Source organism: Dehalococcoidia bacterium (genome assembly GCA_035574915.1).
Lineage (GTDB): Bacteria > Chloroflexota > Dehalococcoidia > DSTF01 > WHTK01 > DATLYJ01.
Genome location: DATLYJ010000010.1, coordinates 1 through 13,237, shown reverse-complemented (window position 1 = coordinate 13,237; position 13,237 = coordinate 1). Strand labels below are relative to the sequence as shown.

Genomic DNA, 13,237 nt, shown 5'->3' with positions numbered 1-13,237 from the left:
CCCGCGCGCCTGACCGCCGATGCCGCCTCTGCTAGACTCGCGAGTGCCACACATGCGGGGCTTTGCGGGAATCGGACCCCTGGTCTGGGAGCGGCTGGTCGCCAACTGGCGCATGCTGGCCGTCCTCGCCTTCGGCATGGTCACCGCCGCCGCGCTCCTCGCCGTATCGCCCATCTACACCCGGGTCATGAACGACCTTGGCCTGGACTTCGCGCTCAAGGAGCACCTGCGGAGCAGCAGCCGGAACTCGCTCGTGAGCTTCGGGACGCCGCTGGGGTCGGAGGAGAGCGCGGAGCGCGCGCGGCAGGCCCTCAAGCTCCTCGCCGACCGCGCCGGCTGGTTCACCGGCTCCGAGGTGCGCTACGCGGCCCTGCCCGACCTCCCCCTGGCGCGCGAGGGCGAGCCCGTCCCTACTGGCCAGTTCCGCACGCTGTTGACTCTGCAGACCTCGTCCGGCCTCGACGACCACGTGTCCTTCACCGCTGGACGGGCGCCGCGGGGCGTCGGTGAAGAAGGACGCATCGAGGTTGCGTTGCCATCGGAGGCGGCCGCCTTCCTCGGCGTCGGGCCGGGCGACACGCTCGTCGCCGCCCACTCCTTCGACGACTGCAACCGGCCGCCGCCCACGGACGACCCCGAAGAGCTGCGGGAGAGGGCGCGATTCCGCTGCATCCCCCAGGTCTTCGTCACTCTGCAGGCCCGGCTCCTGGTCACCGGCGTATTCGACCCCAGGGACGCCAACGACCCCTACTGGGCCGCCGGGCGCCTCGTCTTTTCCCGTCCGGCCGCGACGGAGACACAGGGGGCTATCGTGCCGGTCGTGCTCGGCGAGGAGGGGTTCTTCAAGGAGCTGCCAAAGGTCTTCCCCGGGATCCGGCACGAGTTCCGGGTTACGAGCTTTGCGGACATCGAGAGCCTGAATTCGTCCAACCTGGACCGCGCCCGGACCGAGTTGTCGGCCCTGAAGGAGGAGGCGACAGGTAAGGGGCTGATCGCGGACCTGGCGATGCTGAGCGCGCTCGAGGGCTTCAACAGGCGCGCCAGCTTCAACCAGGTGTCACTGCTGCTCCTGCTGCTGCAGGTCGTAGGGATTGCGCTGTACTACGTCGTGCTCGTCGCGTCGTTGCTTGTGGAGCGGCGCTCGGAGGAGATCGCGATGCTGCGCTCCCGCGGCGCCAGCGTCTGGCAGATCATGGCGACGTCGGCCATCGAGGCGGGCGTCCTGGCGACGGCCGCGGCGCTGGCCGCGCCCTTCCTGGCCGCGGGCGCGGTTTCTCTCCTGGGCAAGACCGCCACCTTCAAGGCGGTGTCCGGCGGCGACTATCTGGACTTCGTCCTGGTACCGGAGGCCTTCTTGCTGGCCGCGGGAGGTGCGGTCATGGCCGTAGTGGCCGTGCTCCTGCCGACCTTCGCGGCGACGCGCCGGAGCATGCTGGACTACCTCCGCGGCGCCGCGCGCCCGCAGAAGCCCTTCGTGCAGAGGTACTATCTCGACTTCCTGGCGGCCGGCCTTGCCGCCTTCGCCCTGTGGGAGCTGAACCAGCGAGGCAGCGTGTATGACCCCCGTAGCGTCGGGGGCTGGTCGGCGGACCCGTTGCTGCTGGCCTCGCCCGTGCTCCTGATCCTGGCGATCGGGGCCCTGATGTTCCGGCTGTTGCCGCTCGCTCTCGGCCTCGCTGGCCGGTTCATCGCTCTGACCTCGGGCCCGGGCGTGACGCTGGGCCTCTGGCAGGTGACCCGCAGTCCTTCGCGTTACAGCCAGCTCGCGCTGCTCGTGGTCATGGCGGCCGCGGTGGGCACATTCGCGGCCACCTACGGCGAGACCACGGACCGCAGCCAGATAGACCGCGCGCTGTACGAGGCGGGCGTGGACGCGCGGACAGGGAGCCTCGGGCGTCTGAACGGCTCCTCGCCGAACGAGATCGAGGCCGCGTTGTCCCAGGTCCCCGGCGTCGAGCAGCCCGCGACGGCCTTCCGCAGCTCTCTCGGCGGAGGCGCCCTTGGTTCGGCCGTCCCGGTGCTCGCCCTGGACACCCAGGCGGCGCCGGAACTCCTGTACTTCCGGGAAGACTTCGCGGCCGAGGGCATTCGAGACCTGCTCCTGCACATCCAGGGCTCAACCACCGGCGGGATGGGCCTTGCCCTGCCGAACGACCCCGTCGCCGTCTCCCTGTGGGCGAACCCGACTCTGGAACGCCCGACCACGACGCTATGGCTGAGGACGCTGGACTCCGCGGGGACTTTCCGCCTGCACGAGTTTGGGGTGCTCGACTTCACCGGCTATCGCAAGCTGACGGCGCAGATCGTCACCAGCCTGGAGCGGCCTCAGTATCCCGTCTCGATAGCGGGCCTCGTGATGACCCAGCCCTCGGGTGTAACGGACGCGGGGCGCGGCAACCTCTTGATCGACGACCTCACCGTAATCGACGCGACCGGCCAGGAGTCTATCCTCGATGATTTCGAGGGCGCCCTGCGCTGGGACGCCCTGCGAGTCCAGGGCCGTAACCGCGATGCCCTCGCGCAGGTCTCCCAGGGAGCGCGCCGCGGCTCCGGTGCGCTGCAATACTCCTTCAGGACGGGCACGAGCATCCCCTTCCGGGCAATCTACCCCGGCGACCCCAACATCCCGCTGCCGGCAATCGCCAGCCCTGGCTTCCTGCGGCGAAGCGGCGCCAGAGTGGGAAGCGAGTTCGAGATCGGCGTTGGCTCCCTCATCATGCCTGTCCGCATCACCGGCACGACAGACCTCTTCCCCACGATGTACGACTCCGCGGACGGCTATCTTCTCCTGAACCAGGACCACCTCTACTACTTCAACGGCCTCGCGAACCTCACCAGCGGCCGCGCCCCGAACGAGGTCTGGTTCCGCCTTCCCTCTGACCCCGAAGCTCGCGCGCAGGCCAAGGCAGAGCTCGAGCGGCGGCACAACATACTTGCGGGCCAGATCCTCGACGTCCAGGAGGTGCTTGGCCGCGTGCGCTCCGACCCGGTAGTGCGCGCCGGCGGCACCGGCATCCTGCTCCTTGCGGTCATAGCCGCCTTCGGCATCCTGGCGTTGGGCTTCGGCCTGACGCTCTACACGGGGGGCCAGGCCCGCACCGTCGAAGTCGCGGTAATGCGGGCCATGGGCTTCTCCACCCGCCAGATCTTCAGCATGGTCTCGCTCGAGTACCTCGTGGTCGCGGTGGTTGGCCTCGTCGTTGGCACCGTCGCTGGACTGCGCATCTCCGCCACCATGCTCTCCTTCCTCAACGTCACCGCGGACGGCGCCCGGGTGGTCCCGCCCTTCGACCTCGCGACCCGGTGGGACACGGTCGGCGTCTCCTTCGCCGTGATCGCGCTCGCCTTCTCCGCCGGCATCCTCGCGCTTGTCTATTACTTCCTGCGCCTCCCCATGACCCGGTTCCTGCGCCTGACACGCTAAGGCCGACGCAGCCGCGTTGCGGGCCGAAAGGAGCCGCGCGGCGGCTTTCCGTCGGCATGAGGCTGAGCCGAGGTTGGCGTCAGGGGTTCAGCAACAGGAGCACAGCCTGGGCCTCATCCGTCCCAGGCTTTTTGAGGACGGCGACGGTTGTGCCCGGGGCAATCGAGCCCTGGTGCGGCCGCAGGATACGGAGCTTCTGCTCGCCGCTGAGCCGGATGACGTTCCGGCCGGTGGAGGTCTCGAGCGTGATGGAGTCCGGCCCGGCCGCTGAGACCCGCCCGGAGACGAGCACGGAGCCGTCCAGGCCGCCGGTCTCGCCGAAGCCGGTGAACCCGCCGCGACTGCGCGCCATGGGCAGGTCGGCGGCGGAGTAGGCCGGGGCCGTCGCGTCGAAGTCGAATGTGCCGCCTCCGGAGCCGCGCAGGGCGCGACCGGCGAGCACTCCCAGGGCTGCGACCAGCGCGGCCATCGCGATCCAGGCCACCAGACCCCTGCTCACCGTCCCTCCACGTTCTCCGCCGGGATTACCACCAGCGCTGTCAGGACGTAGATCGTCTGGGCATGTCCCACGCCGCCGGCATTGACCCAGTCACCGGGCCTGACCTGCGATAGGCCTATCGTCTCGACAGCCTCCCGGCGGGTGGCCGGCGTGAGCCGCACGGTCGCCGGCCCGGCGTCCGTAAGCAGGGTGATCGAGTCCGCGGTCACGGACTGGACCACGCCGCGGACGTATTCGACGCCGGCGGGCGGCGCCGCGACCTCGAGCGAATGCCGCTCCTGCTCGCGCGTGAGATAGCCGGCGGCGACGGCAACCATCGCGACCAGCGCCAACCCGAGCCCGGCGGCAAGGAGGCGGCCGGAGTTGAGGTCGCTAAGGAATCTCATCGTGCGGAGAAGGGGCCCTCCGTGCGAAGGGCAGTTCGGGGCGCCCCTCAGTCACCGAGGGCTGTCGTGTAGCCGAGGCTGATGATCTCCTCGACGTACGTGGCCCGCCACTCGGGGTCCGGGATGCGGATCTTGTGCTCTCGGAACCAGCGGTGGTACGAGAGGTACTCCTCTTCGAGCCGCGCCCGCCAGTTCGCCTCCTCCTCGAAGACGTCCGGCGCCACTTCTTCGAGCCGGGCTTCGGCCTCCTCGGGGTCGAGGTCGAGATCTTCCTGCCAGTATTCCGCGAGGTAGTCGAGGCACTCCTCCAGGTCCTTGCGGCAGTCGTTCATCAGGAGGGTCATCATGCCGGCCTGGTCCACGGGCCGGGCACGGAGGCGGAGCTCCGAGGCGCAGGCCTCACAGAGAAAGACCAGCTTGCGGGACTCGCAGTCCTCCTTGTGCGTGCAGTTCGCGCAGCGCGGCGCGTACTCGGCCGCCCAGGGAGCGCGCGAGTAACCGCCGACAAGCTGCGGCGTCAGGACACCGCAGCGGGGGCAGTGTATCTGCTCCGCCAGAATGTCCTCGATTGCCTTGGACCAGTCGATCTGCAAGGGAGACACCTCGTCCCGGGAACTCCCGGTCTCGTTCCCATGATATGCCGCCCCCGTGTCCTGTCAAACCCGTGTTGGCGTCGACTCGGGCGGCGCGGAGGGGAGTGATGGCCGCCGGAAGGCGCCGGCGAGAGGCCTCACGACCTCGACGAGAGCGGCCGACGAGGAGATCGCGAAGAGCGGCAGCAGTGGCGCATGCAGGCGCGGTTCGGCGAAGAAGGCGACGTGCACCAGCGTCCAGAGCACGAAGGCCGAGGCCACCGGCCCGACCCAGGCCCGCCGCTGCCGCAGGCCGATCCCCAATCCGGCGAGGGTAGCGAGGCCAGCGGCATAGTAGTAGGCGTCGAAAAGCGCCGCGAGGCGTGTGCGGCGTGGCTCGGTGAAGATGGGGGAGTTGCCGTTCTGTTCGTTCCAGGCGATGGCGTCGTGGTCGTGCATGTAGAGCTTCGCCACCTTCTGCGCGCTCAGCCGCAGCTCGGCAAGAGGGTGCGTCAGCGCGTAGCGCACGGCCTGGCGGAAGCCCTCGCGGTTCCAGGCGGGCTCCTGCTCGACCCGTGGCAGGTGATTGAACTGGGCCGTGAAGCCGAGCTGGTGGTGGTAGTCGAAGCCGCCGTCCGCGCCCGGGTGGTGCCCGAGCCAGAGGTTGATGCCGGCGTTCGTCGACATGAAAGTTGGCTCCCCGAACGCGATCGTGTTGCGGACCATCCAGGGGATGGAGAGCCCGACCACGACAGCGAAAGAGACCGCCAGGAAGGCCACGGCGCGCTGCCATGCCCATCCGGCGATGAGGAGCCACGCCGCCGCGAAGAAGGGCAGGGCCAGAGCCTGCCCGCGCACGTACGCGGCCGCCGCTGCAATCACGGCGAAGGCCGCGGCCCACAGGAGTTCGTGGCCTTCCTCCTCCGAAGCCCGCGCCGCGACGTACAAGGCAGCGATGAAGAGGAAGGTGAAGAGCGTCTCCGACATTGTCAGGCTCGTGAAGCCGATGGCGCCCGGGAAGAAGGCGTAGACCATGCCGGCCAATGCCGACTGTTTCACTCCGAACCAGCGCCGGGCCAGGAGGTACACCAGTCCGGCCGTAGCGGCGCCGAGGACGACATTGAGCAGCTTGGCGGCAAGGAGGCTGTGGCCGAGGAGCGAGTAGACCGCGGCGAGGGTCGCGGGATAGCCGACTGGCCAGAAGGCCGTGGGCACGCCCTCCGGGCGCACATAGCCCCGCCCTTCGGCGATGGCAACGGCGAAGAAGTCGTAGAAGCCGGCGTCGTCCACCAGGTCGACGCGCGGGTGGACGAGGGCGATCCAGGCCAGGCGTGCGGCGAGCGCGGCCAGGACCACCGCCCAGAACGGCGAGGGCGCCAGTGCTCGGAGGTAGGCGCTCCTGTCAGGCAAGGGCGTGCTGGAGCGCTGATCTCAGCCGGGAGTCGTCCCGCGGGTCGACCGTGCGCGGGTCGAGGAGGAGATGGCCCTCGTCGATCCGGCCGACGACGGCAGGTTCGCCGCTGCGCAACCTCAGCGCCATCTCCTCCAGCCCAAAGCCGGGCTGGGGCGGCAGGGCTACGAGGTGCGTCGGCAGGCTCTCCTCCGGCAAGCTCCCGCCACCCACCATCGACCGTCCCGGGACTACCCTCGCGCCGTGCCCGACCGCCGCGGCCAGGCGCCTGGCGCGCCGGAGGAGGGCCGCTTCGGGGGTCGCGATCATGCGCCAGACCGGGACCTGCGTGACGGCATCACCCGTGACGTAGTGCAGGAGGGTGGCGTTGAGAGCGGCGATGCTCGCCTTGTCCATGCGCACCGCCCGGGCGAGAGGGTGCCGCTTCAGGGCCGCGATCAGGGCCGCGCGGCCGAGGACAATGCCGGCCTGGGGCCCGCCGAGGAGCTTGTCGCCCGAGAAAAGCACCAGGTCAGCGCCGGCCTGCAGGCTCTGTTGCGGCGTCGGTTCCGGGGCCAGGCCATATCGAGTCGTGTCCAGGAGACAACCGCTGCCCAGGTCATCGATCAGCAGCAGGCCGCGTTCGCGGGCCAGCGAGGCGAGCTCGCGGATTGTCGCGCCGGCCGTGAACCCGACGACCTTGAAGTTGGAGGCGTGGACGCGCATGAGGGCCGCGGTCTGGTCGGTGACAGCGGCGGCGTAGTCGCGCAGATAGGTCCGGTTGGTGGTCCCGACCTCGACCAGCCTGGCGCCGCTCTGGGCCATGACATCCGGTATGCGGAAACCGCCCCCGATCTCGACCAGCTGGCCCCGCGAAATGATGACCTCGCGGCCGCTCGCGAAGGCCGCAAGGACAAGCAAGAGGGCAGCGGCGTTGTTGTTGACTGCCATGGCCGCCTCTGCCCCGGTGGCGCGCCTTAGCAGCGACTCGACGTGCTCGTGACGGCTGCCGCGCATCCCGGCGTCGAGGTCGAACTCGAGGTTGCTGTAACCGCGGCTCACGGCCTCCATGGCGGCGATGGCGGCATCGGACAGCGGCGCTCGCCCGAGATTGGTGTGGATGATGACGCCGGTCGCGTTGATTACGGGGCGGAGGGAAGGCTTCAGGGCGGCGTAAGCCCGGCGGAGGGCAGCGCTTACCACCTCGTCCAGGGTGGGCGCCGGCGCACCGGTGGCTACGGCGGCGCGCCGGTAGCTCAGCTCCTCTCTGGCCGCATCGGCGACGACAGCCCTGCTCAGCTCCTGCGCGGCCCGCACGGCCGCAGGGTGCGAGAGCACGCGGTCGACCGAGGGCAGGGCGCGGAGTCCAGTCACCATAACGCCGCAGCGATTCTATCAGTCCCGGGGCCGGGGCTGTGTCGTGGGCTGAGAGGCTGACTAGTCGACGCGCGCCAGCAGCAGGGCAAGCGCTTCCGGGTCCGTACCGGCCCGGTGCAGCAGGACGCGGCAGGCTTCGTCCTCCAGCGTCGCCTTCAGGACGAGGAGGAAGAGCAGCTCGAAGGCCTCGCCTTCGCGGTGCTCCCGCGCTGACTCGAGCGCCTCGGCCGCGGATGGCGAGAGCGGCAAGGCTTCGCTGAACTCACTCGGCCGGAGCGAAGCAGCGGCGAGGCGGGCGCGAATGCCGTAGACATCGGGCGCCGCGCCCAGGACCCTCAGGGCTTGGTGTAACTCAGGCTGGTCCAGGGCCGCGAGAAGGAGGTGGGCCGGCAGGACGTCCGAGTGGCCAGAGCGCGATGCCTCCAGACGCGCCGTGCGTAGTAGTCGCGCGGCAGCATGACCCCAGGTGAGGTATCCGGGCCCGTCGGTCGCTGTCATTGCTCCATCGTACTCTGCGCCATCCGCCGCGGTCCCCAGGAGCGAGCCAGGTTGCTCAGGGCGCCGCGGCTATCAGGGGTACGATTAGGTTGACCGGGCCCCCATAGACCGTTACGATTTTCACAACTTCTGAGGAGACTACAGTGCCACCTAACCTGCGTATCCCAGGCCCTACGCCCTGTCCGCCCGACACCCTCGAGGAGATGTCGAAGCAGATGATCAATCACCGCGGACCGGAGTTCGCGGAGATGCAGAAGCGGATCATGGCGCGGCTGAAGACCTTCTTCCGCACCGAGAACGAGGTCTACGTACTCACGACCTCCGGCACTGGCGCCATGGAGGCGGCCGTCGTCAACGTGCTCTCGCCGGGCGACCGCGTGCTCGTCGTCTCGATCGGCGAGTTCGGCGAGCGGTTCGTCGAGATCTGCGAGGCGTACGGCGTGCAGCCGACGAAGCTCAGCTTCGAGCCCGGGACTCCCGCCGACCCGCGGGCTGTGGCCGACGCGCTCGCCGCCGACGCCTCTTACGTCGCCGTGCTCCTCACCCACAACGAGACGTCGACGGGCGTCACGAACGACATCGGCGCCATCGCCAAGGCCGTAAGGGGCGTCCGGCCGGAGATCCTCATCATCGTGGACGCAATCAGCTCGCTGGGCTGCGTCCCCTTTGCCACGGATGCCTGGACGGTGGACGTTGCGGTCACCGCCTCCCAGAAGGGCTTCATGATCCCGCCGGGGCTTGCCTTCATCACCCTGAGCGAGCGCGCCTGGAAGGCCTACGAGCGCTCGACTATGCCCAGGTACTACTTCGACATCGGCAAGGCGAAGTCCTTCGCCGAGCGCGGCCAGACTCCCTGGACGCCGGCCGTTTCGCTTTACTTCGCCCTCGACCTCGCGCTGGACATGATGATGAAGGAGGGCCTGGAGTCGATCACGTCCCGCCATGCGGCCATAGGGGAGTTCACGCGGAGCGAAGTGAAGGCGCTGGGCCTGCGCCTCCTCTGCGAAGGGCCGAACGCCTCTAACACCGTCACCAGCGTCGTCGTGCCGGAAGGCGTCAACGCCGCCGAGCTACTCTCGCTCCTGAACAAGGAGTACGAGACGGTACTGGCCGGCGGCCAGGGGAAGCTTGCCGGCAAAATCGTCCGCATCGGCCATCTCGGGCTGGTGGACAAAGCTGACATCAAGATGGCCGTGGTGGCGCTCGGAGACGCGCTTCAGAGGCTCGGTTACAAGAAACCCGCCGCCGCGCCCGCCTGACCGACTGACCATGTTCCGCATCCTCGTCTCGGACCGCATCGCGGAGGATGGACTCGCGATCCTCCGGGAGCACGCGGACGTGGACGTGCAGACCGGGCTTTCGCCGCAGGAGCTACTCGACCGCATCGGCGCCTACGACGCCCTCGTTGTGCGCAGCGCGACTAAGGTTACCGCAGACGTCATCGCGGCCGGGGTCAACCTGAAGGTCATCGGCCGCGCGGGCGTCGGCGTCGACAACATCGACGTCGAGGCCGCAACCCGCCACGGTGTCGTGGTCGCGAACGCGCCCGAAGCGATAACAGTCGCTACCGCCGAGCACACCATCGGCCTCATGCTCGCCCTTGCCCGCCACATACCGGATGCCCATCAGGCCCTGCGCGAGGGGCGCTGGGAGCCCTCGAAGTTCGTGGGTGTCGAGCTGCGGGGTAAGACCCTTGGCATCTTCGGCCTCGGCCGCATCGGCTCGGAAGTCGCGCGGCGCGCGAAGGCGCTGGAAATGCGCGTGATCGCCTACGACCCGCCCCTACCGGTCGAGCGGTTTCACACTCTGGGCGTCGAGATAGCCACCAAGGAGGAGGTACTGGAGCAGAGCGACTTCATCAGCCTCCACGCCCCTGGCCTGGCCTCCAACTACCACATGATCGATGACGCCGAGTTCGCGCGGATGAAGGCCGGCGTCCGCATCATCAATGCCGCGCGCGGGGAGTTGATGTCGCAGGAGGCCCTCCTTCGCGCCCTGGAGAGCGGCAAGGTCGCGGGCGCGGCGCTGGACTCGTTCGAGCCGGAGCCTCCGCCGGCGGACGCCCCCTACCTCCGCCACCCACGGATCATCGTCACGCCGCACCTTGGCGCCTCCGCCGCCGAGGCCCAGGAACGCGTGGCGGTAGATGTGGCGAAGCAGGTGCTCGCCGTCCTGAACGGCGAACCGGCGATGTACGCCGTGAACGCCCCGTTCATCGCCGCCGAGGCCTACCAGGTGATAGCGCCCTTCCTCCAGGCGGCCACCCAGGCGGCCTCCCTGGCCACCCAGCTCTCGACAGGTCAGCTGGCCAGCGTCGAAGTCGAGTACCTGGGCGAGCTGGCGGACTACGACACCACCCCTCTGAAAGCAGCCGTGATCCGTGGCCTCCTGGCCCCCGTGAGCGAGGAGAATGTCACGCTCGTGAACGCGAGCATGATCGCGGAGCAGCGCGGCCTCCGCATCATCGAGCACAAGGGGCACTACGAGGGCATCTACGCGAACCTGATCCGCGTCCACCTGAGGACGAGCACCGGCAAGACGACCGTGTCCAGCACAGTCGCCCACGACGGCCCGCACATCGTCGAGATCAACGACTTCTGGGTGGACGTGTCCCCCGGGGAGGGCTATCTGCTCCTCTGCGAGAACCTGGACCGCCCGGGCATGATCGGCCGCATCGGCACCTTCCTCGGCCAGAAGGACGTGAACATCAGCTTCATGCGCGTCGGCCGGGAAAAGGTGCGCGGGCGGGCGCTCATGGTCCTGGGCCTCGACGACGAGCTGACCCCGGAGCTCCTGGACGAGATCGCGCGCATACCCGATATCTACTCCGCTCGCACGGCAAAGATCTGAGCGCATTGCCAGAGACAGCCGGATGCTGGCATCTCTGTCGGCCGCCCGGCCACTCCTCGGCGCACACTTTGATGCTGCTGTAATGCCTTCGAAAGCCGAAGTGCCAACCTGCAACGTATTCCTCTAAGGAAGCCTCGGTAACCTTCTCGTAGCGTTGCAGCCTGACCCCCGCGGGAGCGGGACGAGTGAAAGGAGACTTCGGCGTGAAGAGACTCTTGGCGGCGCTGTTTGCCGCGGCGGTAGTGGTTGGAGTAGCCGGCCTGGCGCTGAGAGACGGGACGGCGCAGGCAGCGCAGTTCACCATCGAAGGTGTGGCGACCGGCGCAGAGGAGGTCCCGCCCGTAACGGGGCCGGGGTCCGTGCGCGTCCGATTCGTCTTCGATGACGTCGCGAAGACGTTGCAGTTCCAGGCCACCGTAAACGGCATCGACCAGGGCCAGGTGACGGCCGCTCACATCCACAGGGCGCCGCGCGGCACCAATGGCCCTATCGTCCACAACCTGTCAACGGTGCCGTTCGTCACAGTGCACGGCACCCTTACGCTGAGCGATGCGGACATCGCCGACCTGCGCGCGGGCAACTTCTACTTCAATGCCCACTCGCGCGACAACCCCGGCGGGTTCGCCCGCTTCCAGTTGACGCTGCCCGCGGCGGCCCAACCCGCGGCGACGCCGTCGGCGCTGCCGCGCACGGGCAGCGGCGGCATGCTGGACGAAGCCGGCTTCGGCTGGTTGCCCTTCGCGGTCCTTACGCTTCTCGGCGTGTCCGGCCTTGGCGCGCTTGCCCTGGCCGCACGGCGGTCGTAGGCGCAGGCTTCGACTTCAAGCGAGCTTCCTATGAGGAGGGGCCCCTCGCGAAGGGGGGCCTCTCCTCATTTCGTTGGCGGCGAGAGGCCGAGCGCTGCTCGCCTATCGCTCGTCGAAGTGGATGCGCATGTGGGTGCCGTCGCAGAAGGGCTTGTTGCGAGAGCGGCCGCAGCGGCAGACCGTGACGCGGTTGCGCGGCTCCCAGGGAGTCCCGTCGGTGCCGATGATCGTGATGCCGCCCCGGACCCAGATGGGGCCTCCCGGCAGCACGGCGATGCTCGGCGGGAGCGGCGACTCCTTCGAGAAGCCCTCATGGTCGGAGAGCACGATGCGCCCGGAGGGGCAGCGGAACACCATCTCTCGCATCAGATCACGCTCGGCGGGGTCGTTCGACTCCGCGAACATGTCCCAGATATTGCGCGTCCGCGTGCCGCAGAACCCCGCCGAAAAGCACAAGTCCTGCACGTCAGAGAGGACTTCGCCTTCGCGCTCCCAGCTCTCGGCCTGTTCGCGGAAAGGCAGCCTGCTGGCAGTCTCGCGCCCGTCGAAGTGTTGCTTCTCGTGAGTCAGGTCGCAGAAGGGGCGCGTCGAGGTCTTGCCGCAACGGCAGAGGTCGTAGGTGCCGGGCGGCGTGGCGATCTCCCGCAGGGTATGCCACGCGACCGGCTCGCCGTTGAATGTGTGGACAGGCGCCATCTCGCTCAGGGGCACGTTTCCGTGAACTCGGTAAGGACCATGCGGGATGATCTCGATCCACTGTTCTTCCGCCATCATGACCTCCCGGCTAAGCGCTCGCTCCCCGCGGTCCAGTGGGTTCCTCAGTTTCGCGAAAGGCAGTGCCAAAGGCAAACGCCGCGGTCACAGGCGCGCTTCGTCCAGCCGAACCGCACGGCGGCGCAGTCTGGCGTAGTGGGAGCGGCGCTGACAGGGCCGTCTCTTCGGCGTTAGGCTTGGTCCATGGCTGAGGTAATCATCTCCGAGCACGCGCGCGCCCAATTCGAGTACCGCGGCACCAACGAGGAGGAGGTGATCGCGGCGATCGGCGGTTCGGCCTGGTTCTCGGCCGGCCGTGGCCGCCTGGATTGCCGCAAGGACTTCGAGTTCGAGGGCGAGTGGAACGGGCGTCCCTGCTCACGGAAGCAGGTGCGGCCCGTCTTCATCGAGGACACGGGTGGCGTGCTGGTCCTGACCGTTTACACCTACTTCAGCTAACGCCAGGCGCATTCCGCGCCCTGCGGCGGCAGGCCGGGCGGCCATGTAATAGCATGTCGGCATGAAGATTACCTATGATGCCCGCGTCGACGCGCTCTACATAAGATTTCTGGACACCACTGTCACGACGAAGAACGTCAGCGACGGCGTCGCGTTCGACTACGACGCCGACGGCAAGCTCGCCGGCATCGAGATCCTGGAGGCGGGCGTGCGCATCGGCGAC

At 68.5% G+C, this 13,237-nt stretch carries 13 protein-coding genes; 6 read left to right on the top strand and 7 right to left on the bottom strand.

Features of this window, described 5'->3' with window-relative positions:
• Positions 1-52: 52 nt before the first annotated feature.
• Positions 53-3,424: an FtsX-like permease family protein gene (locus VNN10_01025; GenBank protein ID HXH20579.1), complete on the top strand. Its 3,372-nt coding sequence runs from the start codon at positions 53-55 to the stop codon at positions 3,422-3,424.
• Positions 3,425-3,503: 79 nt separating this feature from the next.
• Here the strand turns inward: VNN10_01025 and VNN10_01020 are convergent, their stop codons facing one another.
• From VNN10_01020 to VNN10_00995, 6 genes are all read right to left on the bottom strand, one after another.
• Entirely contained in the window at positions 3,504-3,923 is a 420-nt protein-coding gene (locus VNN10_01020) for a hypothetical protein (protein ID HXH20578.1), read from the bottom strand.
• Positions 3,920-4,309: a hypothetical protein gene (locus tag VNN10_01015; protein ID HXH20577.1), complete on the bottom strand. Its 390-nt coding sequence runs from the start codon at positions 4,307-4,309 to the stop codon at positions 3,920-3,922. The genes VNN10_01020 and VNN10_01015 overlap by 4 nt, the downstream gene beginning before the upstream one ends.
• 47 nt (positions 4,310-4,356) lie before the next feature.
• The gene (locus VNN10_01010; GenBank protein HXH20576.1) at positions 4,357-4,902 is read right to left on the bottom strand and encodes a hypothetical protein; all 546 of its coding nucleotides are present in this window, start codon (positions 4,900-4,902) and stop codon (positions 4,357-4,359) included.
• Positions 4,903-4,965: 63 nt separating this feature from the next.
• A complete protein-coding gene (locus tag VNN10_01005; GenBank protein ID HXH20575.1) occupies positions 4,966-6,291 on the bottom strand; it encodes a glycosyltransferase family 39 protein in 1,326 nt (441 codons plus the stop codon).
• A complete protein-coding gene (selA, locus tag VNN10_01000; GenBank protein HXH20574.1) occupies positions 6,284-7,648 on the bottom strand; it encodes an L-seryl-tRNA(Sec) selenium transferase in 1,365 nt (454 codons plus the stop codon). The genes VNN10_01005 and selA overlap by 8 nt, the downstream gene beginning before the upstream one ends.
• 60 nt (positions 7,649-7,708) lie before the next feature.
• Positions 7,709-8,146, bottom strand: a complete 438-nt coding sequence (locus VNN10_00995) for a Clp protease N-terminal domain-containing protein (GenBank protein ID HXH20573.1) — start codon at positions 8,144-8,146, stop codon at positions 7,709-7,711.
• A gap of 143 nt (positions 8,147-8,289) precedes the next feature.
• Between VNN10_00995 and VNN10_00990 the strand changes: the two genes are divergently transcribed.
• The 3 genes from VNN10_00990 to VNN10_00980 all read left to right on the top strand — a co-directional run bounded on the left by VNN10_00990 (position 8,290) and on the right by VNN10_00980 (position 11,802).
• Positions 8,290-9,405, top strand: coding sequence for an alanine--glyoxylate aminotransferase family protein (locus tag VNN10_00990; protein HXH20572.1), 1,116 nt, complete (start codon positions 8,290-8,292; stop codon positions 9,403-9,405).
• A gap of 10 nt (positions 9,406-9,415) precedes the next feature.
• Positions 9,416-10,996: a phosphoglycerate dehydrogenase gene (serA, locus tag VNN10_00985; GenBank protein ID HXH20571.1), complete on the top strand. Its 1,581-nt coding sequence runs from the start codon at positions 9,416-9,418 to the stop codon at positions 10,994-10,996.
• A 203-nt stretch (positions 10,997-11,199) separates the two neighbouring features.
• Positions 11,200-11,802: a CHRD domain-containing protein gene (locus VNN10_00980; protein HXH20570.1), complete on the top strand. Its 603-nt coding sequence runs from the start codon at positions 11,200-11,202 to the stop codon at positions 11,800-11,802.
• Between the two features lie 102 nt (positions 11,803-11,904).
• Here the strand turns inward: VNN10_00980 and VNN10_00975 are convergent, their stop codons facing one another.
• Positions 11,905-12,573, bottom strand: coding sequence for a CDGSH iron-sulfur domain-containing protein (locus VNN10_00975; GenBank protein ID HXH20569.1), 669 nt, complete (start codon positions 12,571-12,573; stop codon positions 11,905-11,907).
• A 186-nt stretch (positions 12,574-12,759) separates the two neighbouring features.
• Here VNN10_00975 and VNN10_00970 point away from each other — a divergent pair, with 186 nt between their 5' ends.
• Positions 12,760-13,014 carry a hypothetical protein gene (locus tag VNN10_00970; protein HXH20568.1) on the top strand — a complete coding sequence of 85 codons (255 nt, stop codon included), beginning with the start codon at positions 12,760-12,762 and terminating at the stop codon, positions 13,012-13,014.
• A gap of 61 nt (positions 13,015-13,075) precedes the next feature.
• Positions 13,076-13,237: DUF2283 domain-containing protein (locus VNN10_00965; GenBank protein ID HXH20567.1), on the top strand; the 162-nt coding region annotated here is incomplete at its 3' end.

Coding starts and splice junctions, on each gene's coding strand:
- VNN10_01025 (HXH20579.1), top strand. CDS start 53: ATGCGGGGCTTTGCGGGAATCGGACCCCTGGTCTGGGAGCGGCTGGTC.
- VNN10_01015 (HXH20577.1), bottom strand. CDS start 4,309: ATGAGATTCCTTAGCGACCTCAACTCCGGCCGCCTCCTTGCCGCCGGG.
- selA (HXH20574.1), bottom strand. CDS start 7,648: ATGGTGACTGGACTCCGCGCCCTGCCCTCGGTCGACCGCGTGCTCTCG.
- VNN10_00995 (HXH20573.1), bottom strand. CDS start 8,146: ATGACAGCGACCGACGGGCCCGGATACCTCACCTGGGGTCATGCTGCC.
- serA (HXH20571.1), top strand. CDS start 9,416: ATGTTCCGCATCCTCGTCTCGGACCGCATCGCGGAGGATGGACTCGCG.
- VNN10_00975 (HXH20569.1), bottom strand. CDS start 12,573: ATGGCGGAAGAACAGTGGATCGAGATCATCCCGCATGGTCCTTACCGA.
- VNN10_00970 (HXH20568.1), top strand. CDS start 12,760: ATGGCTGAGGTAATCATCTCCGAGCACGCGCGCGCCCAATTCGAGTAC.